This is a genomic window from Bacillota bacterium (assembly GCA_040757085.1).
GTDB lineage: Bacteria > Bacillota > Sulfobacillia > JACIYH01 > JACIYH01 > JACIYH01.
The window spans coordinates 48,852-69,810 of the sequence record JBFLXJ010000017.1; the positions used below are offsets into that span (position 1 = coordinate 48,852).

Consider the following 20,959-nt stretch of genomic DNA (forward strand, 5'->3'; position numbering starts at 1 on the left):
CATCCCCGTTACCGGAGGTAGCGGGCCACATCCTCTTCCGTGATGCCGGGGTGGAAGGCAGCGTTGATGCCGCCCGCGATAATGCGGGCCATCTCTTCCACATCGGCATCCACTTCTTTGGGAGTTACCACCATCTCTCCCATAATCGGCCGCAGGATCCCGCCCAGGAACTCTTGTTTCCCCCGGGCGTCCAGTCCCTGGAGGTAGGTGCGCAGGTCGGCCGCCTGCGGTACGTGGTGACTTACCTGACCGATGGCTTCCATGGCGATGGTCATGGCGTACACCACGGTGGGGCATCCCACTGCGATGACGGGGGCGCCCACCGATTCCCGGTCCACGCTCAGGCGCCGGTTTCCCACTCCCGAACCGGGCTGGATGCCGGTGTCGGCCAGTTGCACGGTGGTCATGATGCGGTCCAGGCTGCGGGCGGCCAGGGAGTCGACCGCCACCACCAGGTCGGGGTTAACCCGGGAGACGACGCCGCGGATGACCTCCCCCGTCTCGATGCCGGTGACACCCAGCACGCCGGGGGCAATGGCGCAGAGCGCGCGCATCCTGCCCTTGAGTTCCGGAGGCACCATCTCCCTGAGGTGGCGTGTAACGAATACCTGCTCGACCACGCGCGGGCCCAGGGCGTCGGGGGTGGCGCGCCAGTTCCCCAGTCCTACCACCAGCACGGTGGCATCCGCCCGCAGTTGGGCGAGGGGCGCCAGTTCCTCGGCGATGACCCCGGACACGCGATCCGCCAGTTCCCGGCTGCGGGACCGCAGTTGGGGGGCCTCTATGGTGACGTACGTTCCAGGTGGCTTTCCCATCAGGGCGGCCCCGTCTTCATCCTGGATTTTCACGCGGGTGATCTTGATGCCGTCGCGGCTCAACTCCTCCACGCTCACCCCGGGGATTTCCCTTCCCGTGCGGGCGCGCACCCGCTCGGAAGCCTCCAGGGCCAAGTCGGTGTACACGTCGCAGTCGCGGAAAACGTCGGTAGACACCTGCAAGGACATCGCACCTCCCCGCCGGTATGCTTTCCCGGGGCGGGCCACCTATTCTCGCCTGCGTAAGAGGTTAAGAAAAGGAGATTGGGGGTATAAGAAGGAGCATGGGGCTGGTTTCCCTATTGTTCCGATTAGCACGGGGGCGGGTTACCCTTGAGCGCTTGTGAACGCAAGTGTTATATTATCGTTGGTCGAGGCCGAAGGGTTTTTGGCTTGGCAAGTGAAATTTATCACTATTAGAGGGGGGTGAGCCGACCCGGCACCAAGTGGGAGGGCCTGAGCCCGGACTGCAGATGCAAGGGGGGATCGGAAATGGCTTTGGAGAACCTGCGTTGCCAGTGCAAGAAGATCGTGTGCCAGATCGAAGGGGACGAAATCTGGATCAAGTGCCGCCACTGTAAGCGCATGATTGTAATCCGGACCAAGGGGATTGAGTCCATAACCAGCCGGGATACTTCCCCGGTGACAGTGCTGCAACCGAGCGTTGTGTGATCCGTAGCGGGCGCAATTGCCTGAACTACGTACCGGGAGTGCGGGCCCGGACCCCGAAAGGGGCCGGGCCCTTTCGACAGCGCGCGGGATGGAGACTTCCGGTTCAGGGCGCCTGCGGCAGGAATGCCCGGCCCCGGGTCGAGAATATTTTGGACGTTGAGCAGGGCCGGGGGAGTATGCGGGAAAGAGGCGGTGGTGCCTATGGGTGGGGGGGACTGGACGGAGGAGGCCGTGGCTGCCCTGCGCTCGCGGAGCCGGCGGGAGGAGGCCGGCCACCTGGTAGTGAGTGACGCAGACCTGGAATCCGTGGCCAGCCAGTGGGGAAAACCGGTGTTGCAAATTGAGCACCTGGCCCTGGCTGCGGATATGGTTCCGGCGCGGTATCTGCGCAACGTGGGTGCGGTGGGTACACCCGGTCAGATGCGCCTCCTCGACTCCCGGGCTACGGTCGTTGGATTGGGCGGGGCAGGGGGCCTGGTGGCGGAGATCCTCGCCCGGGCCGGGGTAGGAACGCTGGTCCTGGTTGACCCGGACTGCTTTGAGGAATCCAACCTCAACCGCCAGGTGCTCGCCACGCGCCGCACCCTGGGCCGGCCCAAGGCCGAGGTGGCCCGGGAGCGGGTGCACGAGATAAATCCTCACCTGCAAGTGGTGGTGCGGTGCCAGGCACTCACCGCCGATAATGCCCGCGCCATCCTGCAGGAGCCGGCCGGGGCCAGTCACCAGGCGCGCGTGGTGGTGGATTGTCTGGACAGCGGGCGAAGCCGTCTGGTCCTGCAGGCGGCCTGCCGGGAACTTGGCCTGCCCCTGGTGCACGGGGCCATCCGGGGCTGGCAGGGGCGGGTGCTGCTTGTTTTGCCGGGGGGCCCGGGACTGGAATGTTTTTACCGGGAAGACGACGTTCCGTCGCCCTCAGAGGTGCTGGGGTCCGGGGCGCCTGCCCCCACTCCTGCCCTGATGGCGGCCTGGCAGGCAGGCCAGGCCGTGCGGGTGCTGCTGGGCGACACGTCCTCAGCGGGCCAGGTGTTCACTTTCGACCTGCGCAGCGGGCAGGCCGGCGTGGTACCCTTCGTGCTTGCCCGCATGTCGGCCGCCTGGTGGCGCCGCCGGGGCAAAAGAGATGGCCAGGCGGGGCCTGGCCCATTTGGGAGAGGAGAAACCGGAGGAAAGAGTCGGGGAAATCCCCCTGAAAGGTTCCCCCGGTAAGCGGGTTCTTATACCAGTCTGGGCTCTGTGAGGCGTAGCCATGAGGCGTCATTTCCTTGGGGTGGCGGGCCGAGCCGCCCGGAGGCGCGGCCCTTGTGTTATAATTGTCATCCGGTGGAAGTAAGCCTTTGCCCATGCGTGTGATCGCTGGTCAAGCCAGAGGGCGCCCGCTACGGTCCCTGAGGGGCACGGCCATGCGCCCGACCCCCGCCAGGGTGCGGGCTGCTCTGTTTTCCATCCTGGGAGAGAGCATCCTCGGGGGTGCCTTTCTGGACCTTTACGCGGGTACCGGGGCGGTGGGGATAGAGGCGCTCAGCCGCGGGGCCCCCTGCGCCGACTTCGTCGAGCAGCACGGGCCGGCGTGCCGGGTGCTGGCTCAGAACCTGGCTGCTACGGGACTGGACGGGCGTGCCCGGGTGATCGCGGTTCCGGTGGCGCGTTTCCTGGCCCGGCCTGCGGACCGGACCTATGCTGTCGTCTTCGCCGATCCCCCGTACGGCCTGGGCCAGGGGGAGCGGGTGCTGTCTGCCCTGGCAGGGTGGTCCGGGGTCGTGGCCGAAACTCTGGTGGTGGTTCAGCACAGCGGCAGGGAGGACATATCCAGTAGGGGATGGCGGCTGCTGCGGAGAGAGACGTACGGAGAGACGCGGCTTTCTTTCTACAAACTTGAGGGGGGTGCACATTGAAGGCCGTATACCCGGGAAGCTTTGACCCTGTGACGGCAGGGCACCTGGATATCATCGAGCGGGCGGCCAGGATTTTCGACCACCTTGTGGTGACGGTGTTCAACAACCCGAGCAAGCAGCCACTGTTCAGTGTGGAGGAAAGGGTGACCATGTTGAGAGAAGTCACCTCCCACCTCCCCAACGTGGAGGTGGATTCGTCTCAGGGCCTGCTCATCCCCTACGTGCGCAAGGTGGGCGCCCGGGTGATCATCAAGGGTCTGCGCGCCATGTCGGATTTCGACTACGAGTTCCGCATGGCACTCATGAACAAAAAGCTCGATCCCGAGGTGGAAACGGTCTTCATTCTCACGTCCAGCCAGTACGCCTACCTGTCGTCCAGCCTGATAAAAGAGGTGGCGTCCCTGGGTGGTTGTGTCACCGGCCTGGTCCCCCCTTCCGTGGAGCGGCGGCTGCGCCAGATGTGGCCGACGGCGGAGTGAGGCGGCCCGGCTCGCCAGCGTGGTCGCAGCGGAGTGGGGTGGCGTTCCCGGCTGCCATGACCGGTGGCGGAATGAGGTGGTGAGCAGTGTACGCTCCGGGTCCGGAAGCTCTCCTGGACCGGCTCGAAAGGATCGTCTCGGATGCTCCACGAGTTCCCTTCGGAAAGCGCGTCCTGGTCGACCAGGAGCAGGTATTCGCGCTGCTGGATGAGTTGCGCTCCAGCCTGCCTCGCGAGGTCGCCGAGGCACGTTCCCTCCTCCGTCAGCGGGACCAGATCCTGCACCAGGCCCGCTTTGAGGCCGAGCAGATCCTGGAAGCGGCCCGTGAGAAGGCGCGCGCCCAGGCCGAGGAACACGAGATCGTGCGCCTGGCCGGGGAAAAGGGTAAGCAGGTCATAATGGAGGCGGAGCGCGCCGCGCAAGAGATCAAAGAGGAATCCTATCGGTATGCCGGGGGAGTGCTGGAGCAATTGGAGAACTGGCTCACCAGGGCCCTGGAGACGGTGCGGCGCGGCCGGCAGGAGCTGGAGGCGCAAGCGGGGGGACAGGAGATGCAGCCCGCGGCGGAACGTGGGGGGAAGCCCCCGGGAGCCGCGGGGTGAGGGGAGATCTCTTGCGGGAGCGGGTGCGCGGGTACGCCCGGCGGCGTACCGGGGTCCCACGGTGGGTGAAGCTGGCAGCAGGGCTGGGTCTCGGGCTCCTGCTGGCCTGGCTTCCCTCTCCTTTCCTGGTGTTGAGTCCGGGCCGCGTTTTCGACCTGGCGGACATCATCGCCGTGCCGGGTTCCGTAACGGGGGGCCGGGGGGTGGGCATGGTAACGGTGGCCGCCTGCCCCGGACGGGCATGGGAGGTTGCCCTCGCCCTGCTTCATCCCTGGCGCGAGGTGGTGTGGGGCCGCTCCCTGCCCCTTCCCGTGGAACAATACATGGCGGCAGAACGGGCCCTGTTCACGGAGTCGGCCCAGTTTGCCGCTGCAGCGGCCCTTTCGTTGGTGCAGGGGCAGCTCGAGCCTGCAGGAAAAGGAATCCTGGTGCAGTGGGTATCCCGCGCCAGCCCCCTGGCGTCCCGGTTGCGGCCGGGCGATGTGCTGGAAGGTTACCCCACCACCTTTCATCTGCGGCGGGAATTGGGCGAGCGGGGATTTGCTCTGGTCAGGGTGAGCGGGGGGAAGGAGTTGCGGGTGCGGGCCGATGACCTGCGGGGAGTGGGCCTTGCCAGCCTGGAGCCTGTGGTACCGGGGTTCCCCCTCCAGCTGAAGAGCCAGGAGGTGGGAGGGCCCTCGGGGGGCCTGGCCTGCGGCCTGGAGATCCTGCGCCAGCTCGGAAAACTCGATATCCCTGCCGGGGTCAGGGTGGTGGCCACGGGCAGTCTTGACCCCGCGGGGGAGGTGGGCAGGACCGGAGGGGTAGATCTCAAGGCACGGGCCGCCTGGCAGGCGGGGGCGGACCTGTTCCTGGTGCCGGCCCAGCAGGAGGAGGAGGCGCGGCGGGCCGCCCCCGGCCTGCGGGTGGTGGGTGTGACTTCCCTGACCCAGGCGGTGGCCGCCGTGCAGGCCCTGCGCTGATCGTTGACAGGCGCTCGCCTGCCCCATATAATTGCCGCCGGGCAAAGAAGGTGGAAGGTGTGCAGGTGGACATTTCCGGGCTGCGTCCCCAGACGGGAGCGAGAATGGGGTTCTCGTTTTGCGAGCCCCTGCCCGATGGCCTGCCGGCGGGCATCTCCCTGGTTGGTCCCGTGGAGGTCGAGGGCACCGTCCTGAACACAGGTCCTGCCTACCTGGTGGAAGGGGAGATACGGGCCACGGTGGAGGCCATTTGCGGCCGCTGCCTGGCTTCCTTCCGCGAGACCGTGCGCACCCCCCTCCGGGAGGAGTTCCGGGAGGGGAGCCCCTCTCTTCCCGGACGGGAAGAGATTTCCGAGGAAAGTGGTGCAGAGGTCTGGTTTTTCCAGGGGGACACCATGGACCTGACGGAGGCGGTGCGCCAGAATCTGATCCTGGCCCTGCCGTCCCAGCCCCTGTGCCGGCCCGAGTGCCCGGGACTTTGCCCGGTGTGCGGCCGCCGGCTGGATGAAGGTACCTGTTCCTGCCGGGTGGAGGAGGTTGACCCTCGCCTGGAACCCCTGCGTCGTTTCCTGACCCGGAAGGAGTGATGTGCTTTGGCCGTTCCCAAGAAGAAAACGTCCCGGTCCAGGCGGGGCATGCGCAGGTCCCACTGGCGCCTGCAGCCGGCCACGATGGGGGAATGTCCCCGTTGCCATGAGCCCGTAGTGTCGCATCGGGCCTGCCAGGCGTGCGGTTACTACGCGGGCCGCAAAGTGCTGGATCTGGAAGAGGCGAAGAAAAAGAAGTCCTGAAGAACTGGCCGGACTCTTGCCCCGGATGGCTGCTCGCTGTATACTTGTTGGCAGCACCAGCTAGAAGGTGGTGTTATGCCCAGGTCGCAAGCAGTCCAGCGGGCGGTGGGGGGTGGCCGGGAAGATGGCACCGGCCTGGGGCGCCGGCACCGGCGTCTGCTCCTGCAGGAGAAGTTGCGGGAAAACCCCTTCCTCACGGACGAGGAGTTGGCGCACGCTTTCGCGGTGAGCGTGCAGACCATACGGCTTGACCGCATGGCCCTGGGTATCCCCGAACTCAGGCAGCGCACACGCGAGGTGGCCCAGCGCACCCTGGGTGCGGTGAAAGCCCTTTCCAGCCAGGAAATTGTGGGCGACCTGGTTGACATCAGGTTGGGGCAGAGTGCGGTTTCCATGCTGGAGACGGGGCCGGAGATGGCGTTTTGCCGCACCGGCATCGTGCGGGGCCACTTTATCTTTGCCCAGGCCGAGTCCCTGGCCCTGGCCCTGGTGGATGCCCCGGTGGCCCTGACCGGCCTCGCCAACCTCAAGTTCAAACGTTCCGTGCGGGTGGGGGAAAAGCTTTTGGCCCACGCCCAGGTGCTGCGCCACAAGGGCAGGAGCCTGGTGGTGCAGGTGGTGACCCGTTCCCGGGGCGAGCAGGTATTCCGGGCCAAGTTCGTGGTTTTCCCGCTGCCACCCCAGGAGGGCCAGGCTCCGGAGCCTGGTGCCGCGGGGAAGGCTGCAAGCGGCCGGGCAGGAGAGGAGTGAACCGGGGTTGCCTGGACCCACTGACGTTACGGAAGACCGGGTGCGGGCTCGCATCGTGGGCATGGGGGTGGCGGTGGGGGAGAAGGTACTCACCAATTTCGACCTGGAGAAGATGGTGGACACCAGCGACGAGTGGATCGTCTCCCGCACCGGGATCAGGGAGCGGCGGATAGCCGCTCCGGAGACGGCCACCTCGGACCTGGCCGTCTCTGCCGCCCGCGAGGCCCTGGCCCAGGCTGACATTTCTCCAGCTCGGCTCGACCTGGTGGTGGTGGGTACGGTGACTCCCGACATGGCCTTCCCTGCTACCGCCTGCCTGGTGGCCGACCGCCTGGGCGCGTCGGGGGTAGCTGCCTTCGACCTCTCTGCGGGTTGCACGGGGTTCCTGTACGGATGTGCGGTGGCAACCGGGATGATCGAGGCGGGGATGGCGGAGTATGCTCTGGTGGTGGGGGGAGACGTCCTCTCCCGGATAACGGACTGGCAGGATCGCTCCACCTGCGTTCTCTTCGGGGACGGGGTGGGGGCAGCGGTGCTTGCCCGCGAGAAGGGGCACCGGGGTTTTCTGGGGTTCCGCCTGGGTTCCGACGGGTCTGGCGGCAAGCATCTCTACCTCCCGGCGGGAGGGTCGCGCCTGCCCGCCAGCGCCGAGACGGTGGCCGGGAGGCTGCATTACATACGCATGAACGGCCAGGAGGTATTCAAGTTTGCCGTCCGGGTCACCGAGGAGGCCTCGCTGGGCCTGCTGGAGGACCTGGGACTTACGCCGGAGGACGTGGACCTGTTCATCCCCCACCAGGCCAATCTGCGCATCGTGGACGCAGCCGTCCGCCGCCTGGGCTTTCCCCCCCACAAGGTGGTGGTGAACCTGGAGCGGTACGGGAACATGTCCGCCGGTTCCGTCCCGGTGGCCCTTTACGAGGCCGCCCGGGAGGGGAGGGTTTCCCCGGGGGACTTGTTGCTCATGGTGGCATTCGGAGCGGGGCTCAGTTGGGCGGCGGCGGCCTGCCGCTGGTGAGGAGGGCGGACGCGATGGGTGCCGGGATGCGGGTGGCGTTTCTCTTCCCGGGCCAGGGGGCCCAGTACGTGGGCATGGGGGAGGACCTGTACCGGGAGTTCCCGGTGGTGCGGGAGGTGTTCTCGCGGGCCAGCCGGGCGGCGGGGATTGACCTGGAGAAACTGTGTTTCGGGGGGCCCGCGGAGCAACTTAACCTCACCGAGAACACCCAGCCGGCCGTGCTCACGGTTTCCTGGGCGGTGGCGCAGGTGCTTGCCGCCCACGGCATAGTCCCGCAGGCAGCCGCAGGCCTCAGTCTGGGAGAGTACACTGCCCTGGTGGCGGCGGGAGCCCTTGCTTTCGAAGAGGCGGTGAGCCTGGTGCGGCGGCGGGGGAGGTACATGCAGGAGGCCGTCCCCCCGGGGGAGGGCGCCATGGCCGCGGTGATGGGGATATCGGCTCTGGAGGTGGAGGAAATCTGCCGCCGGGCGCAAAAAGAGGGGGTGGTGGAGCCGGTCAACTACAACTGCCCGGGGCAGACGGTGGTGGCCGGACACGCCGGGGCGGTGCGGGAGGTGATGAGGCTGGCCAGGGAAGCGGGGGCGCGGCGGGTGCAGGAGCTGGCAGTGAGTGCACCCTTCCACTCCTCCCTGATGGCGCCGGCCCGCGAGAGGCTGGCGCGTGACCTCGCCCGCGCCCAGATCAAGGACCCGGCCTTCCCGGTGGTGGCCAACGTGCACGGCAACTACGTGACCACGGCGGAGGAAGTGCGGAAGTCCCTGGAGCAGCAGGTGGATCACCCGGTGCGGTGGGAGGATTGCGTGCGCAGGCTGGTGGGTGACGGGGTCCGGCTGTTCGTGGAAGTGGGCCCGGGGACGGTGCTGGCCGGCTTCTGCAAACGGATCTGCCCACAGGTTCCGGTTTTCAGCGTGGGCGACCTGCCTTCCCTGGGGCGGCTGCTTGATTCCCGGGAGGAGGTTTGCTAATATTGGCGAGGCACTTGCCCAGATAACGGGGACCGTGCCAGATCTCTCTAATTGCCAGCAGGGGGTGGGGATAGTGGCGGGTAAGGACGCCATCTTCCAGAAGCTGAAGCGGATCATAGTGGAGCAACTCGGCGTAGATGACGAGGCGGTTACCATGGAGGCCTCCTTCCAGGACGACCTGGGGGCAGATTCCCTCGACGTGGTGGAACTTCTCATGGCCATCGAAGAGGAGTTTGAAATCGAGATCCCCGATGAGGATGCCGAGAAGATCCAGACGGTGGGGGACGCCGTTGAGTACATTCGGGAGCGGGTTTCCTGACCAAGGGTGAAACCGTGCAGCGCCAGCGAGTAGTGGTTACGGGTATGGGCCTTATCACCCCGGTGGGAACCGGGGTGGAGGCGTTCTGGCGCTCCCTGCAGGAAGGCCGCTCCGGGGTGGGGCCCATTACCCGGTTTGATGCCAGCCAGTTTCCCGTCCGCATCGCGGCCCAGGTGGATGACTTCGATCCCCTCCAGTACATGGACCGCCGCGACGCCCGCCGCATGGACCGTTTCGTCCAGATGGCCCTCGCGGCAGCTCACCTGGCCCTCCAGGATGCCCGCTTGCGGCTGGAGGATTGCGACCTGGATCAGGTGGGCATCACCATGGGCACGGGCATCGGAGGCATCCACACCCTGGTTGATCAGATGGGCGTGATGGCGGATAAGGGCCCCGACCGGGTGAGCCCTTTCTTCATCCCCATGATGATCGCCAACATGGCGGGGGGGCAGCTGGCCATCTCCCTGGGGGCCCGGGGCCCCAACACTACTCACGTGACCGCCTGTGCCGCCTCGGCGAACGCGATCGGGGACGCCTTCCGCATCCTGCAGCGGGGGGAAGCCCAGGTCATGCTCACCGGCGGCACCGAGGGGTGTCTGGTGCCCATCGCCCTGGCCGGGTTCTGTTCCATGAAGGCTCTGTCCGAGCGCAACGACGATCCCGCCCGGGCGAGCCGTCCTTTCGATGCCCGGCGGGACGGGTTCGTGATGGGAGAGGGAGCGGGGGTCCTGGTCCTGGAGTCGCTCCCCTTTGCCCGGGCCCGCGGCGCCCGCATTTACGCCGAATTGGCCGGTTACGGGATGACGGGAGATGCCTACCACGTCACCGCTCCTCCCCCGGACGGCAACGGGGGAGCCCGGGCCATGAAGAGGGCCCTGACTGACGCCGGGCTCGAGCCCACCGACGTGGACTACATCAACGCACACGGTACCGCTACCCCGCTTGGGGATGCCGCGGAGACGGCGGCCATCAAGGCGGTGTTCGGGGAGTACGCCTACCGCATCCCGGTGTCATCCACCAAGTCCATGACCGGCCACCTGCTGGGTGCAGCCGGGGTGGTGGAACTGGCGGCGTGCATCCTGGCTATCCGCGATGGTGTGGTTCCTCCCACCATCAACTACGAGTATCCCGATCCCGAGTGCGACCTGGATTACGTGCCCAACCGGGCGCGGCCGCATCGGGTGGACGTGGCTTTATCCAACTCATTCGGCTTCGGAGGCCAGAACGCCACCCTGATCGTGAAGCGCTATGAGGGTTGAGGACGCCGGTCGAGAGGTCCTGGTACTCGCGCATCTGCGACGGGTACTGGGGGAGTTCCGCAGTGACGGCCTTTTCCTTCAGGCCGTCACTCACAGTTCCTGGGTGCAGGAGCACGCCGGGGCAGGGCGTGACTCCAACGAGCGCCTGGAGTTCCTGGGGGATGCGGTGGTGGGGCTGGCCGTGGCCTCCTACCTGTATTCCCGGTTCCCGGGGGCGCGGGAGGGAGAACTCAGCCGGCTCAAGGCTGCCGCGGTGGGCGAGGGGGCCCTGGCTCAGGCCGCGCGCCGGCTGGGCCTGGGGGGGCTGCTCTTCCTGGGCCGGGGGGAAGAGCAGAGCGGGGGGGCGAGCAAGCCCGCCCTTCTGGCAGACGTATTCGAGGCGGTGTGCGCTGCCCTCTACCTGGACGGCGGCTGGCAGAGAGCGCGTGACTTCGTGGTGGACCAGCTTGCCCCCGCAGTGGAGCGCGCCCTGAAACGGGGGACGGGTGATTTCAAGAGCACCCTGCAGGAGAGGGTGCAGGAACAGGGGGGCACTGTTTCTTACCGGGTGGTGGCTGAGGAGGGCCCGGATCATGCCCGCGTCTTCACAGTGGAAGTGCTGGTGGATGGCCGGGTGGCGGGCCGGGGAAGGGGGCGGAGCAAGAAAGCGGCTGAACAGGAAGCTGCCCGGATTGCTTTGGAGGAATTGAGCCCTAAGCTGGCGAAATAAATCGTGCCACCTTGCAGAAACAGGAAATTGACAAAGGGGGTACGTAGGTGGAAGTCCTGAAAGTGTCCGCCCAATCCCGACCCAAGGCGGTGGCGGGGGCCCTGGCAGCCCTCCTGCGTGAAAAAGGCTCGGCTCAGATTCAGGCGGTGGGAGCCGGTGCCGTGAACCAGGCGGTCAAGGCCATCGCCATAGCCCGGGGCTACGTGGCTCCCAACGGTATCGACGCAGTGGTTATCCCTGCCTTTTCGGAGGTGGCCATTGACGGCGAGGTGCGGACGGCCATCAGATTCATAGTCGAGCAACGGTGAAGCAGGCCCCCGGGTTCCGGGGGTCTTGCCCACGGAGAAACCATGTTATTACGGCGTATCGAGGTCCTGGGTTTTAAGTCCTTCGCGGACCGCATCTCCCTGGAAATAGGTCCTGGAGTTACCGCCATAGTGGGGCCCAATGGTACAGGCAAGTCCAACCTGGCCGATGCCGTGCGTTGGGCCCTCGGTGAGGCCAACCCCCGGCAGCTGCGGGGGTTGCGCATGGAGGATATGATTTTCGGGGGCTCCGAGTCGCGCCGTCCCCTTTCCATGGCGGAAGTGTCCCTAACTTTCGACAACAGCGACGGCGCTCTCCCCCTCGATTTCAGTGAGGTCACCATTACCCGCCGGGTATACCGGGACGGGTCGGGGGAGTATTTCATTAACCGCACCCCTTGCCGGCTCCGGGACGTGCAGGAACTGTTCTACGACACCGGGATTGCCCGGGATGGGTACTCCCTGGTGGGTCAGGGCCGGGTGGAAGAAATCCTCTCCGCCCGCCCCGAAGAGCGGCGCCTGCTCCTGGAAGAGGCCGCCGGTATCGTGAGGGCCCGCCAGCGGCGCCGGGAGGCCCTGGCCCGGCTGGAGGCCAGCAACCGGGACATGGAGCGCCTGGGCGACGTGCTGGCCGAACTGGAACTCCAGATGCAGCCGCTGGAGGAGGAGGCCCGCCGGGCCCGGGAGTGGGAGGGGTACCGCCAGCAGAGGGACGCTGCCCTTCTTGTGCTCACGTGGCGGGAAAGGGTGGAGGTGGCCCGGCAATTGGCACTGGCCTCGCAAGCGGTGGCCAAGCTGCAGTCCACCTGCCGGGTGGAGCAGGAGAAGTCGGCCCGCCTGGAGGAGAGCTATCAAGCGGTCCGGCAGGAGGAGAAAGCCCGCCAGCAGGAACGGCAAAAGCTCCAGGACGAGCTCATGTCCCTTTCCGGCCTCGTGTCTGAGGCGGGCCGCGAGCTGGCCCGGTGGGAGGAGCGGGTGCGTTCCCTGGAAGCCGACATCGCCCGTCTGCGGGAAGAGAAGGAAAGCGTGGTGGCCCGCCTGGGTGCGGCCCACGAACGGGTGGAGGAGTCCGGGCGGGCTCTGGATTCCTGGCAGGCGACGTGGGGAGAGGCGGCCCGGGAACTGGGGGCCCTGAGGGCGGAACTGCGCGGGCAGCAGGAGGCCGTTCGGCGTCTGGCCGCCGATCTGGAGGCCAGGAAGGGCGAACTCATCGACCTGCTGGGGAGGGGAGCCTCTGCGCGCAATCGCCAGGTGGCCCTGGAGTCCGAGGCCCGCCAACTGGACGAATCCCTGCAGCGCGCGGGGCAGAGGCGGCAGGAGATGGAGGAGGCCCTGCGTCGGGTCGATGAGGACTTGCTGGTGCTCTCGGAGCACGAGAAGCGGGCCCGCTCCCGGCAGGTGGAGCTGAAGGCGGAGGGGGAACGGGCGCGGGCGGAGAGGGAGAAGGCCCGCGCCCGGCGGACGGAGCAGGAGACCGCGTTCCGCCAGGCCGAGGCCGCTTATCACCAGGTGTCGTCGCGGCTGGGGGCCCTGCGCGAACTGGAAGAGTCTTTCGCCGGGTTCGCCCGGGGGCCGCGGGCTTTGCTGGAGGCAAAGCGGCGGGAACCTTCTGCGTTCCCCGGCTTGGTAGGCCCGGTCTCTGCCATCCTGGACGTCCCCAGCCAGTACGAGACGGCTGTGGAGGTGGCCCTGGGGGCCGCCGTGCAGGATATGGTGGTGAAGACGGTGGAGGATGCCCGCCAGGCCATCGCCTTCCTCAAGCGCACGCAGGCGGGATGGGCTACCTTCCTGCCCCTGGATTCCCTGCGTCCCACCCCCTTGAGCCCTGCGGAGCGGGCAGCCCTCCGGCGCGACGGCATCCTGGGGGTGGCCTCGGACCTGATCACTTTCCTGCCCGAGCACCGGCCCGCCGTGGAGTACCTGCTGGGCCGCACCGTGTTGGCCCGCGACCTGCCCGCTGCCCTGTCTTACGCCCGGGCGGTGGGATTCCGGGTCCGGGTGGTAACCCTGGAAGGTGACGTGGTGTTCCCGGGGGGTAGCCTGGCCGGGGGATGGAGGAAGGGTTCCCGGAGCGGGGTATTGGGGCGCACCCGCGAGATGTCCCTGCTGGAAGAGAAAACGAGGGAACTCGCGGACCTGATGGAGGCCTGTCGCCGGGCGGGGGAAGAGGCGGCCCGGGAAGAGCAGGTGTGGGGGCAGCGGCTGGCGGAGGCCCAGGAAGAACTGCGGGGGTTGGAGGTATACCTGGCGGGTCTGGGCAAGGAGGTACAGGCCAAGAAGGCCGAGCGCCAGAGGCTGGTGGGAGACCTGGCGGGGCTGGAACTGGAGCGAAGCGTACAGGAGACCAGGCTGGCGGAACTGAAGCAGGAGATCCTGGCCTGGGAAGAACGGTTGAGGGAACTGGAGTCTGCCCGGGGGGATATGGAGGCCACCATCTCGTCCCTCACGGAGAGGCTCGAGGAAGCCCGGGAGAGGCAGCACTCCCTCGAGCAGCAAGAGGTCGCCCTGCGGGTGCGGCTGGCCGGGCAGGAGGAGCAGCGCGCCCGTCTGGAAGAGGCGGCTGCCCGGGCCCGGGAGGAACTGGGCGCCCTCACCCGGGCGCGGGAGGCGGTGGAGGAGGCTCTGGGGGCACGCTGCCGTGAACTCGAGGAAGCACGGGAGCAGTGCAGGTACTGGCAGGAGGAGCTCGCATCCGGCTCCGCCCGTCACCAGGAAGGCAAGGAACGGATGGAAAAGTCCGCCATCGAGGCGGAGCGGGTGGCGCGGCGCCTTGCTTCGTTGGAGCGCGCCCGGCGCCAGGTCGAACGCAGGCTGGCGGAAGCGCAGGAAGCCCTCCACGCCGCCCGCCTGGAAGAGGTGCGCCTGGGGCTGCGCGTAGAGGAACTGGACCAGCGCCTGGCCCAGCGCTTCTCGTGTTCGCCGGCGGAGGCCGAGCAGCGTGTGGCAGAGAACCCCTTCAAGGAATTCGACACCACCGCCCTGCAGGAGATGGTGGGGGATCTGGAGGCTCGTATGCGCGATCTGGAACCCGTCAACCTGGCGGCGGCGGGGGAATACGTCCGGCTCCGGGAGCGTCACCAGTTCCTCTCGGACCAGCGCCGCGACCTGGAGGAAGGTCGGGCAAAGCTGGGTCAGGTGATCAGGGAACTGGAGCGGGAGATGAGGGAGAAGTTTACCAGGACCTTTGCCGAGGTGCGGGAGCGATTTGCGGCCACCTTCGCTCAGGTTTTCGGTGGCGGCAAGGCGGACCTCGTCCTGGTCGGCTCCGATCCCCTGGAGGCGGGGATTGAGGTGGTGGCTCAACCACCGGGGAAGAAGCTGCAGCACCTTTCTCTGCTTTCCGGGGGAGAGCGTACCCTGTGCGCCATCGCGCTTCTGTTTGCCCTGTTGCAGACCCGTCCCAGCCGTTTCTGTCTCTTCGACGAGGTGGATGCCAACCTGGATGAGGCAAATGTAGACCGGTTCGCCCGCTTCCTGCGGGAACTCTCTTCCGCGGGGCAGTTCCTGGTGGTTACTCACCAGAAGGGTACCATGGAGGTGGCGGACGTCCTGTACGGTACCACCATGGAGGAGTCCGGGGTATCGCGGGTGGTTTCCCTCCGTCTTACCGGGGCCTCCTAGCTGTGGCCGGTCGGTGACGGGGGGCGCGCGGGATGGATGAAATGGATGGGGGGAGATGCTACGGGTTCCTGGTGGAGCAAGTGGCGGGGGAGCCTGGCCCGGACCAGGGATAGCCTGGTCAGCCAGGCGGCCAGGTGGTTTGGAGGCGCCCGCGATGAGGAGGCGTGGCAGGAGCTGGAGGACGCCCTCATCAGCGCCGACGTGGGCGTGGACATGACGGGCAGGTTGTTGCGCGCGGCCCGGGCGGCGCGCAACCGGGACCCGCGCCAGGCCCTGCGCGAGGAAATCCTGAAGCTGCTCGCGGGGGCGGAGGGCCGCCTGGTCCTGCCGGGGCCGCTGGATGTGATCATGGTGGTGGGGGTTAACGGCACCGGGAAGACCACCACCATCGGCAAGCTGGCCTACAGGCTGCGGCAGGAAGGGAAGAAAGTGGTGGTGGCGGCCGCCGATACCTTCCGCGCCGCCGGCATAGATCAGCTGGCCATATGGGCGAGCCGGGCGGGTGCGGAACTTGTGCGTCACCGGGAAGGCAGTGACCCCGCCGCGGTGGCGTTCGACGCCGTGCAGGCCGCCCGCGCCCGTGGTTACCAGGCGGTGATCGTGGATACGGCGGGCAGGCTCCACACCCGGGTCAATCTGATGGAGGAGCTCAAAAAGATCCACCGCGTGATGGGCCGGGAACTGGCCGGGGCACCCCACGAGGTGCTGCTGTGCCTGGACGCCCACACCGGGCAAAACGCCCTCCAGCAGGCCCGCATTTTCCTGGATGCGGTGGGGGTTACCGGCATCGTGGTCACCAAGCTGGATGGCACTGCCCGGGCCGGGGTGGTGGTGGCGATCGCGGACCAGCTCCACATCCCCATCAAGCTGGCCGGCCTGGGAGAAGGCATTGAAGACCTGGCGGATTTTTCTGCCCGCGACTTCGTGGAAGCGCTGTTGCCGTCCTAGCAGCCCGGAAACGTACCTGTACCCATCCCTCCTGCACCAGCGTCTTGACAGCGTTCCTCGGCAGGGGTACCATCTCTTTGCATTTGGCGGTGTCTCACCATGCTGCCCGCAGGATAGAGTGTTGCGCTGTGCGGGGGGCGGGTGACGCCAGGGGGGCTGGCGGTGGCGTTCGAGAACCTCACTGCCCGTCTGGGAGATGTATTCCGCAGGCTGCGGGGGAAAGGGAAGCTGACCGAGGCCGACGTCAACGAGGCCCTGCGCGAGGTGCGGGTCGCCTTGCTCGAGGCGGACGTGAACCTCAAGGTGGTACGGGACCTGGTGGCCCGGGTGCGGGAACGCGCGGTGGGAGAAGAGGTGATGGCCTCTCTCACTCCCGCCCAGACGGTGCTCAAGATCGTCTACGAGGAGATGACCCGGATCCTGGGGGGAAAGGCCTCCCGTTTAGACCTGGGGGGCAATTCGCCCGTCCCCATCATGCTGGTGGGGCTGCACGGGTCGGGTAAGACTACCACGGCGGGCAAGCTTGCCCTCACTTTGCGCAAACAGGGGCGTTTCCCCCTCCTGGTGGCCACCGATGTGTACCGCCCCGCCGCTCCCCGGCAACTGGAAGTGGTGGCCCAGCAGGCTCAGGTACCCTTCTTCTTCCTGCCCGGGGCTTCCCCCCTGGTCATTGCCCGGCGGGGCCTGGAGCATGCCCGGCAGACCGGGCGGGACGTGGTGCTCGTCGACACGGCCGGGCGGCTGCAGGTGGACACCGAGCTGATGGCCGAACTGCAGGATATGAAGGCGGCCTTGGGGCCGCGGGAATGCCTCCTGGTGGTGGACGCCATGACCGGCCAGGAAGCGGTGAACGTGGCCCGCGCCTTCCACGAGCAACTGGGGCTCACCGGGGTCATCCTCACCAAGCTGGACGGTGACGCCCGGGGAGGAGCGGCCCTGTCCGTGCTGGCCGTCACCGGGTGTCCGGTAAAGCTGGTGGGCACGGGTGAGAAGCTGGACGCCCTGGAATCCTTCCATCCCGACCGCATGGCTTCCCGCATCCTCGGTATGGGCGACCTGGCCAGCCTGGTGGAGAAAGCGGAAGCGGCGGTGGAGGCACAAAGGGTACGGGAGCTCGAGCGGAAAATCCGCAGCCAGGAGTTCACCCTGGATGATTACCTGGAGCAGTTGAAGCAGGTCCGGAAAATGGGCCCCCTGGACCAGTTGCTGAGTCTCATCCCGGGCCTGGGGCGGTCCGTTCCCCAGGTGCAGGTGGACGAGAAGGACCTGGTGCGCACGGAGGCCATCATCTGCTCCATGACCAGGGAAGAACGGCGTAACCCCGCCATCATCGGGGCGAGCCGCAAGCGGCGCATCGCCGCCGGGAGCGGTACCACCGTGCAGGACGTCAACCGGGTACTCAAGGGCTACGAGCAGGCTCGTCGGCTGCTCAAGCAGCTTCCCGATATGGAGAAGACCATCAAAAAAGGAGGAGGTCGTCTGTGGCGGTAAGGATCAGGTTAAAGCGGATGGGGGCGAAGAATCGTCCCTTTTACAGGCTGGTGGTGGCTGATTCCCGGTCTCCCCGGGATGGACGGTTCATCGAGGAAATAGGGTACTACGATCCCACCACCGAGCCGGCCACCGTGTCCGTAAAGCAGGAACGGGTCCTGGACTGGCTGCGCAAGGGAGCCCAGCCCTCGGATACGGCCCGTGCCCTCCTGGAGAAGAGCGGGACCTGGCGGGCCTGGCAGGAGGAGCGTAAGAGCCGGAAGGAACGGTGATGGCCGTGAAGGAACTGGTGGAACTGCTGGTGAGGGCCCTGGTGGATAACCCCGAGGAAGTTGAAGTATCCGAAGTGGAAGGCGAGCGCTCGGTAGTGCTGGAAGTGCGGGTGGCCCCGGAGGACGTGGGCAAGGTGATCGGGAAGCAGGGGCGCATCGTGCAGGCGCTGCGGACGGTGGTCAAGGCGGCGGCGGCCCGGGAGGGCAAGAAGGCCGTAGTGGAGATCCTGCAGTGACGGGAACCGTGCCTGCCGGCGGGGCAGAGGTGGTGTCCCTCACCGTGAAATGCCCGGTGACCGTCAAGGTGAGGGTCACCGACCGGTGGAAGTTACGGGTGGCCGGAGAGTTGCAGGAGGCCCTGCGGCGCACCGAGCAGGAGCTGGCGCAACTGGAGGGTCAGTTGCGTCGCCTGCAGGGGGCAGGAGAGCAGGCAGCCTGGCGGGAGCACGCCCAAAACGAAATGCGCCGACGACAGGAGCGCAAGTCCCAAATACTGGAGCAGCTTCGGCATCTGGCCCGGCTGGAGCCGGGAACTGAGGTGGTGCAGGGCCAGGTGGAGGGGCTGGCCTGCGTGGTGGTGGGCGACCGCTGGGATCAGGTGACCGCCCTGGAGGTGGTCCTGGAAGACGGAGTGGTGGTGGAAATCCGCACCGGGCGCGAAGCGCATCCTCCGTCCCTCGCCGCGATGCCAGCTTCCCGCCCCTCGTCGGACTCGCATGAGGGGGAACACCGCAGGGAATGAGCACGGAACCGGAACGGGTCACCATAGGGGAAGTAACCCGCCCCCACGGGGTCCGGGGGGAGGTGCGGGTGAGGCCCCTAACTGCCCACCCGGAGCGCTTCCTGGGCCTGGAGGAAGTCTACGTGGGGGGCGCCAGGCGCCGGGTGCGGAGGGCAAGGTTGGCCGGAGATGAGGTCATCCTGGCCCTGGAAGGATCCGAAACTCGCGACCAGGCTGAGGTCCTCCGCGGCCAGTCCCTGGAGGTCGATCGCGAAGAGGTATTTCCGCTCCCGGAGGGAGAGTATTACTGGTTCCAGCTCAAGGGGCTGCGGGTGTTCACGCCCGACGGCCGCGAGGTGGGAACGGTGGTGGACGTGGAGCCCAACCCGGCCCACGATTTGCTGGTGGTCGAGGCACCTCACGTCCTCGCCGGCCCTGCGGACCGGGGGGGTGAGGGTCGGGTGACACGACGTCGCGCCGGTGGGGCCGGTCCCCGCCGGTTCCTGGTGCCGGCCGTGCGCGCACTGGTGGCCGAGGTTGACCTGCCCGGCCGCCGTCTGGTGATAAACGACATCCCCGGCCTCCTGGAGTGAAATGGCGATGCGGGTTACGTTCTTATCCCTATTTCCGGAGATGTTCCCCGGCCCCCTGGGCACCAGCATTCTGGGGAAGGCTTGTGAGCGGGGCATCCTCCAGGTGGAGCTGGTGGATATCAGGGACTTTGCCCGCGACAAGCACCGCATCACCGACGATGTGCCCTTCGGCGGTGGCCCGGGCATGGTCATGAAGCCGGAACCCATCGTGGCGGCCCTGGAGGCCGTGCTGGGCCGAACCCTGGAACCCGCCCCCGCCCACGTGGTGGAAGCCGGGCACGGGCCCTACCGGCCTGCCCTGGCCCGCGAGGGCGTGCGGGTGGTGCTGCTTACCCCCCAGGGACGCACTTTCTGCCAGGAGATGGCCGAGGAACTGGCCGGGTGCCGCCACCTGGTGCTGGTATGCGGCCACTACGAGGGAGTGGACGAGCGGGTCCGCTTCTTCGTGACCGACGAGGTATCGATCGGTGACTACGTGCTCACGGGGGGAGAAATACCGGCCCTGGTAGTGGCGGACGCGGTGTGCCGGTTGGTGCCGGGGGTGGTGGGAGACCCCCAGTCGCCCCGCACCGATTCCTTCGCCCTGGGCCTGCTGGAAGGGCCTCAGTACACCCGGCCCCGCTCTTTCCGGGGCCTGGAGGTCCCGCCCGTGTTGCTTTCCGGCGACCATGCCGCCATCCGTGCCTGGCAGCGGCAGCAGTCCCTGCGCCGCACCTTGCTCCGCCGGCCCGACCTGCTGGCGCGGGCGAGGCTCACCGAAAAGGACGTGGAGATGCTGAGCACTATGCGCCACGAAGTGGCAGGACGCCGGGAGCCTGTGCTATAATACCACGTTGTCGGAAAGGAGCGCCCGAGATTGGATCTCATCAGGTTGGTGGAACAGCAGCAAATGCGCCGTGATTTGCCCGATTTCCGGCCCGGTGACACGGTCCGCGTGCACGTGCGTGTGGTCGAGGGGGGCCGGGAGAGGTCTCAGGTCTTCGAAGGGATTGTCATCCAGCGTCAGGGCGGAGGCCTGGGGGAGACCTTTACCGTTCGGCGGATATCCTACGGCGTGGGTGTGGAACGCACTTTTCTCTTGCACTCCCCGCGCCTGGAGAAAATCGAGGTGGTGCGCCGGGGCCGGGTGAGGCGGGCCAAGCTCTTCTACCTACGTGGCTTGAGCGGCCGGGCGGCGCGGGTGAAGGAAATGAAGGAGCGGCCGGGGCAAGGCTAGGGGGCCGCGGGAGTGAGTCGGCAGCGGGGGTGGTGGCGCGACGCGGTCCAGACAGTCCTCCTGGCCGGACTGCTTGCGCTGGTCATCCGGGTCTTCGTGGTGGAGCCGTTTCGCGTGGACGGGCCCTCGATGGAGCCTACCCTTTTCACCGGAGAACGCCTGCTCGTCGACAAGATCTCCTATCGCTTTCACCCTCCCCGCCGGGGTGACGTGGTGGTCTTCCGCAACCCCCGCAATCTCCGGGAGGACTACATAAAGCGCGTGGTGGCTCTCCCCGGGGACAAGGTGGAGATGCGGCTCGGTAGGCTGTACGTGAACGACCAGCCCGTCCCGGAGCCCTACGTATTGAGGGATGGCATCTCCACCTACGGGCCCGAGGTGATCCCTCCGGGATACTGCTTTGTCCTGGGTGACAACCGGGCCAACAGCCGCGATTCTCGCTTCTTCGGGCCCGTCCCCCTACACCTCATTAAGGGGCGGGCCTGGATCATCTTCTGGCCCCCGGCCCGCATCCACGTGCTGGCCGGCCGCTCCTCCAGCATCCCCTGACTCCCCCCAA

General features: G+C 67.2%; 26 protein-coding genes. 25 read left to right on the forward strand and 1 reads right to left on the reverse strand.

Features of this window, described 5'->3' with window-relative positions:
• Nucleotides 1-8: 8 nt before the first annotated feature.
• Nucleotides 9-992, reverse strand: a complete 984-nt coding sequence (gene gpr, locus AB1446_05385; GenBank protein ID MEW6546335.1) for a GPR endopeptidase — start codon at nucleotides 990-992, stop codon at nucleotides 9-11.
• 315 nt (nucleotides 993-1,307) lie between these two features.
• On the opposite strand from gpr, the gene AB1446_05390 reads away from it, so the two are divergent.
• The 25 genes from AB1446_05390 (at nucleotide 1,308) to lepB (ending at nucleotide 20,949) form a co-directional block, all read left to right on the forward strand.
• On the forward strand, nucleotides 1,308-1,487 hold the full coding sequence (locus AB1446_05390; GenBank protein MEW6546336.1) for a hypothetical protein: 180 nt from the start codon (nucleotides 1,308-1,310) through the stop codon (nucleotides 1,485-1,487).
• Nucleotides 1,488-1,688: 201 nt separating this feature from the next.
• Nucleotides 1,689-2,693, forward strand: a complete 1,005-nt coding sequence (locus tag AB1446_05395; GenBank protein ID MEW6546337.1) for a HesA/MoeB/ThiF family protein — start codon at nucleotides 1,689-1,691, stop codon at nucleotides 2,691-2,693.
• A gap of 134 nt (nucleotides 2,694-2,827) precedes the next feature.
• Nucleotides 2,828-3,379, forward strand: coding sequence for a 16S rRNA (guanine(966)-N(2))-methyltransferase RsmD (rsmD, locus tag AB1446_05400; protein MEW6546338.1), 552 nt, complete (start codon nucleotides 2,828-2,830; stop codon nucleotides 3,377-3,379).
• Entirely contained in the window at nucleotides 3,376-3,858 is a 483-nt protein-coding gene (gene coaD / locus AB1446_05405) for a pantetheine-phosphate adenylyltransferase (protein MEW6546339.1), read from the forward strand. Before rsmD ends, coaD begins: the two co-directional genes overlap by 4 nt.
• An 86-nt stretch (nucleotides 3,859-3,944) precedes the next feature.
• Nucleotides 3,945-4,460, forward strand: coding sequence for an ATPase (locus tag AB1446_05410; protein MEW6546340.1), 516 nt, complete (start codon nucleotides 3,945-3,947; stop codon nucleotides 4,458-4,460).
• Nucleotides 4,457-5,422: a hypothetical protein gene (locus AB1446_05415; protein MEW6546341.1), complete on the forward strand. Its 966-nt coding sequence runs from the start codon at nucleotides 4,457-4,459 to the stop codon at nucleotides 5,420-5,422. Before AB1446_05410 ends, AB1446_05415 begins: the two co-directional genes overlap by 4 nt.
• A gap of 59 nt (nucleotides 5,423-5,481) precedes the next feature.
• Nucleotides 5,482-6,009, forward strand: coding sequence for a DUF177 domain-containing protein (locus AB1446_05420; GenBank protein MEW6546342.1), 528 nt, complete (start codon nucleotides 5,482-5,484; stop codon nucleotides 6,007-6,009).
• Between the two features lie 6 nt (nucleotides 6,010-6,015).
• Nucleotides 6,016-6,213, forward strand: coding sequence for a 50S ribosomal protein L32 (gene rpmF / locus AB1446_05425; GenBank protein ID MEW6546343.1), 198 nt, complete (start codon nucleotides 6,016-6,018; stop codon nucleotides 6,211-6,213).
• A 75-nt stretch (nucleotides 6,214-6,288) separates the two neighbouring features.
• The gene (gene fapR, locus AB1446_05430; GenBank protein MEW6546344.1) at nucleotides 6,289-6,963 is read left to right on the forward strand and encodes a transcription factor FapR; all 675 of its coding nucleotides are present in this window, start codon (nucleotides 6,289-6,291) and stop codon (nucleotides 6,961-6,963) included.
• Between the two features lie 7 nt (nucleotides 6,964-6,970).
• On the forward strand, nucleotides 6,971-7,981 hold the full coding sequence (locus AB1446_05435; GenBank protein ID MEW6546345.1) for a beta-ketoacyl-ACP synthase III: 1,011 nt from the start codon (nucleotides 6,971-6,973) through the stop codon (nucleotides 7,979-7,981).
• Nucleotides 7,982-7,995: 14 nt separating this feature from the next.
• The gene (gene fabD / locus AB1446_05440; protein MEW6546346.1) at nucleotides 7,996-8,946 is read left to right on the forward strand and encodes an ACP S-malonyltransferase; all 951 of its coding nucleotides are present in this window, start codon (nucleotides 7,996-7,998) and stop codon (nucleotides 8,944-8,946) included.
• Nucleotides 8,947-9,019: 73 nt separating this feature from the next.
• Nucleotides 9,020-9,265 (forward strand): acyl carrier protein, encoded by a 246-nt coding sequence (acpP, locus tag AB1446_05445; protein ID MEW6546347.1) that lies wholly within the window; start codon nucleotides 9,020-9,022, stop codon nucleotides 9,263-9,265.
• A 14-nt stretch (nucleotides 9,266-9,279) separates the two neighbouring features.
• A complete protein-coding gene (fabF, locus tag AB1446_05450) occupies nucleotides 9,280-10,524 on the forward strand; it encodes a beta-ketoacyl-ACP synthase II (GenBank protein MEW6546348.1) in 1,245 nt (414 codons plus the stop codon).
• Nucleotides 10,514-11,233 carry a ribonuclease III gene (rnc, locus tag AB1446_05455; protein MEW6546349.1) on the forward strand — a complete coding sequence of 240 codons (720 nt, stop codon included), beginning with the start codon at nucleotides 10,514-10,516 and terminating at the stop codon, nucleotides 11,231-11,233. Before fabF ends, rnc begins: the two co-directional genes overlap by 11 nt.
• Before the next feature lie 47 nt (nucleotides 11,234-11,280).
• Nucleotides 11,281-11,541: a stage V sporulation protein S gene (locus AB1446_05460; protein MEW6546350.1), complete on the forward strand. Its 261-nt coding sequence runs from the start codon at nucleotides 11,281-11,283 to the stop codon at nucleotides 11,539-11,541.
• Nucleotides 11,542-11,583: 42 nt separating this feature from the next.
• Nucleotides 11,584-15,159: a chromosome segregation protein SMC gene (gene smc / locus AB1446_05465; protein ID MEW6546351.1), complete on the forward strand. Its 3,576-nt coding sequence runs from the start codon at nucleotides 11,584-11,586 to the stop codon at nucleotides 15,157-15,159.
• A gap of 36 nt (nucleotides 15,160-15,195) precedes the next feature.
• Nucleotides 15,196-16,107, forward strand: a complete 912-nt coding sequence (ftsY, locus tag AB1446_05470; GenBank protein ID MEW6546352.1) for a signal recognition particle-docking protein FtsY — start codon at nucleotides 15,196-15,198, stop codon at nucleotides 16,105-16,107.
• A 162-nt stretch (nucleotides 16,108-16,269) separates the two neighbouring features.
• A complete protein-coding gene (gene ffh / locus AB1446_05475) occupies nucleotides 16,270-17,598 on the forward strand; it encodes a signal recognition particle protein (protein ID MEW6546353.1) in 1,329 nt (442 codons plus the stop codon).
• Nucleotides 17,589-17,870 (forward strand): 30S ribosomal protein S16, encoded by a 282-nt coding sequence (gene rpsP / locus AB1446_05480; GenBank protein MEW6546354.1) that lies wholly within the window; start codon nucleotides 17,589-17,591, stop codon nucleotides 17,868-17,870. The genes ffh and rpsP overlap by 10 nt, the downstream gene beginning before the upstream one ends.
• Before the next feature lie 5 nt (nucleotides 17,871-17,875).
• Complete coding sequence (locus AB1446_05485; GenBank protein ID MEW6546355.1) at nucleotides 17,876-18,106, forward strand: KH domain-containing protein; 231 nt, start codon at nucleotides 17,876-17,878, stop codon at nucleotides 18,104-18,106.
• Complete coding sequence (locus AB1446_05490) at nucleotides 18,103-18,612, forward strand: YlqD family protein (protein MEW6546356.1); 510 nt, start codon at nucleotides 18,103-18,105, stop codon at nucleotides 18,610-18,612. Before AB1446_05485 ends, AB1446_05490 begins: the two co-directional genes overlap by 4 nt.
• Entirely contained in the window at nucleotides 18,609-19,184 is a 576-nt protein-coding gene (rimM, locus tag AB1446_05495; protein MEW6546357.1) for a ribosome maturation factor RimM, read from the forward strand. Before AB1446_05490 ends, rimM begins: the two co-directional genes overlap by 4 nt.
• A 7-nt stretch (nucleotides 19,185-19,191) precedes the next feature.
• Nucleotides 19,192-20,010 (forward strand): tRNA (guanosine(37)-N1)-methyltransferase TrmD, encoded by an 819-nt coding sequence (trmD, locus tag AB1446_05500; protein MEW6546358.1) that lies wholly within the window; start codon nucleotides 19,192-19,194, stop codon nucleotides 20,008-20,010.
• A 30-nt stretch (nucleotides 20,011-20,040) separates the two neighbouring features.
• On the forward strand, nucleotides 20,041-20,400 hold the full coding sequence (gene rplS, locus AB1446_05505; GenBank protein ID MEW6546359.1) for a 50S ribosomal protein L19: 360 nt from the start codon (nucleotides 20,041-20,043) through the stop codon (nucleotides 20,398-20,400).
• 12 nt (nucleotides 20,401-20,412) lie between these two features.
• Nucleotides 20,413-20,949: a signal peptidase I gene (gene lepB / locus AB1446_05510; GenBank protein MEW6546360.1), complete on the forward strand. Its 537-nt coding sequence runs from the start codon at nucleotides 20,413-20,415 to the stop codon at nucleotides 20,947-20,949.
• Nucleotides 20,950-20,959 lie beyond the last annotated feature (10 nt).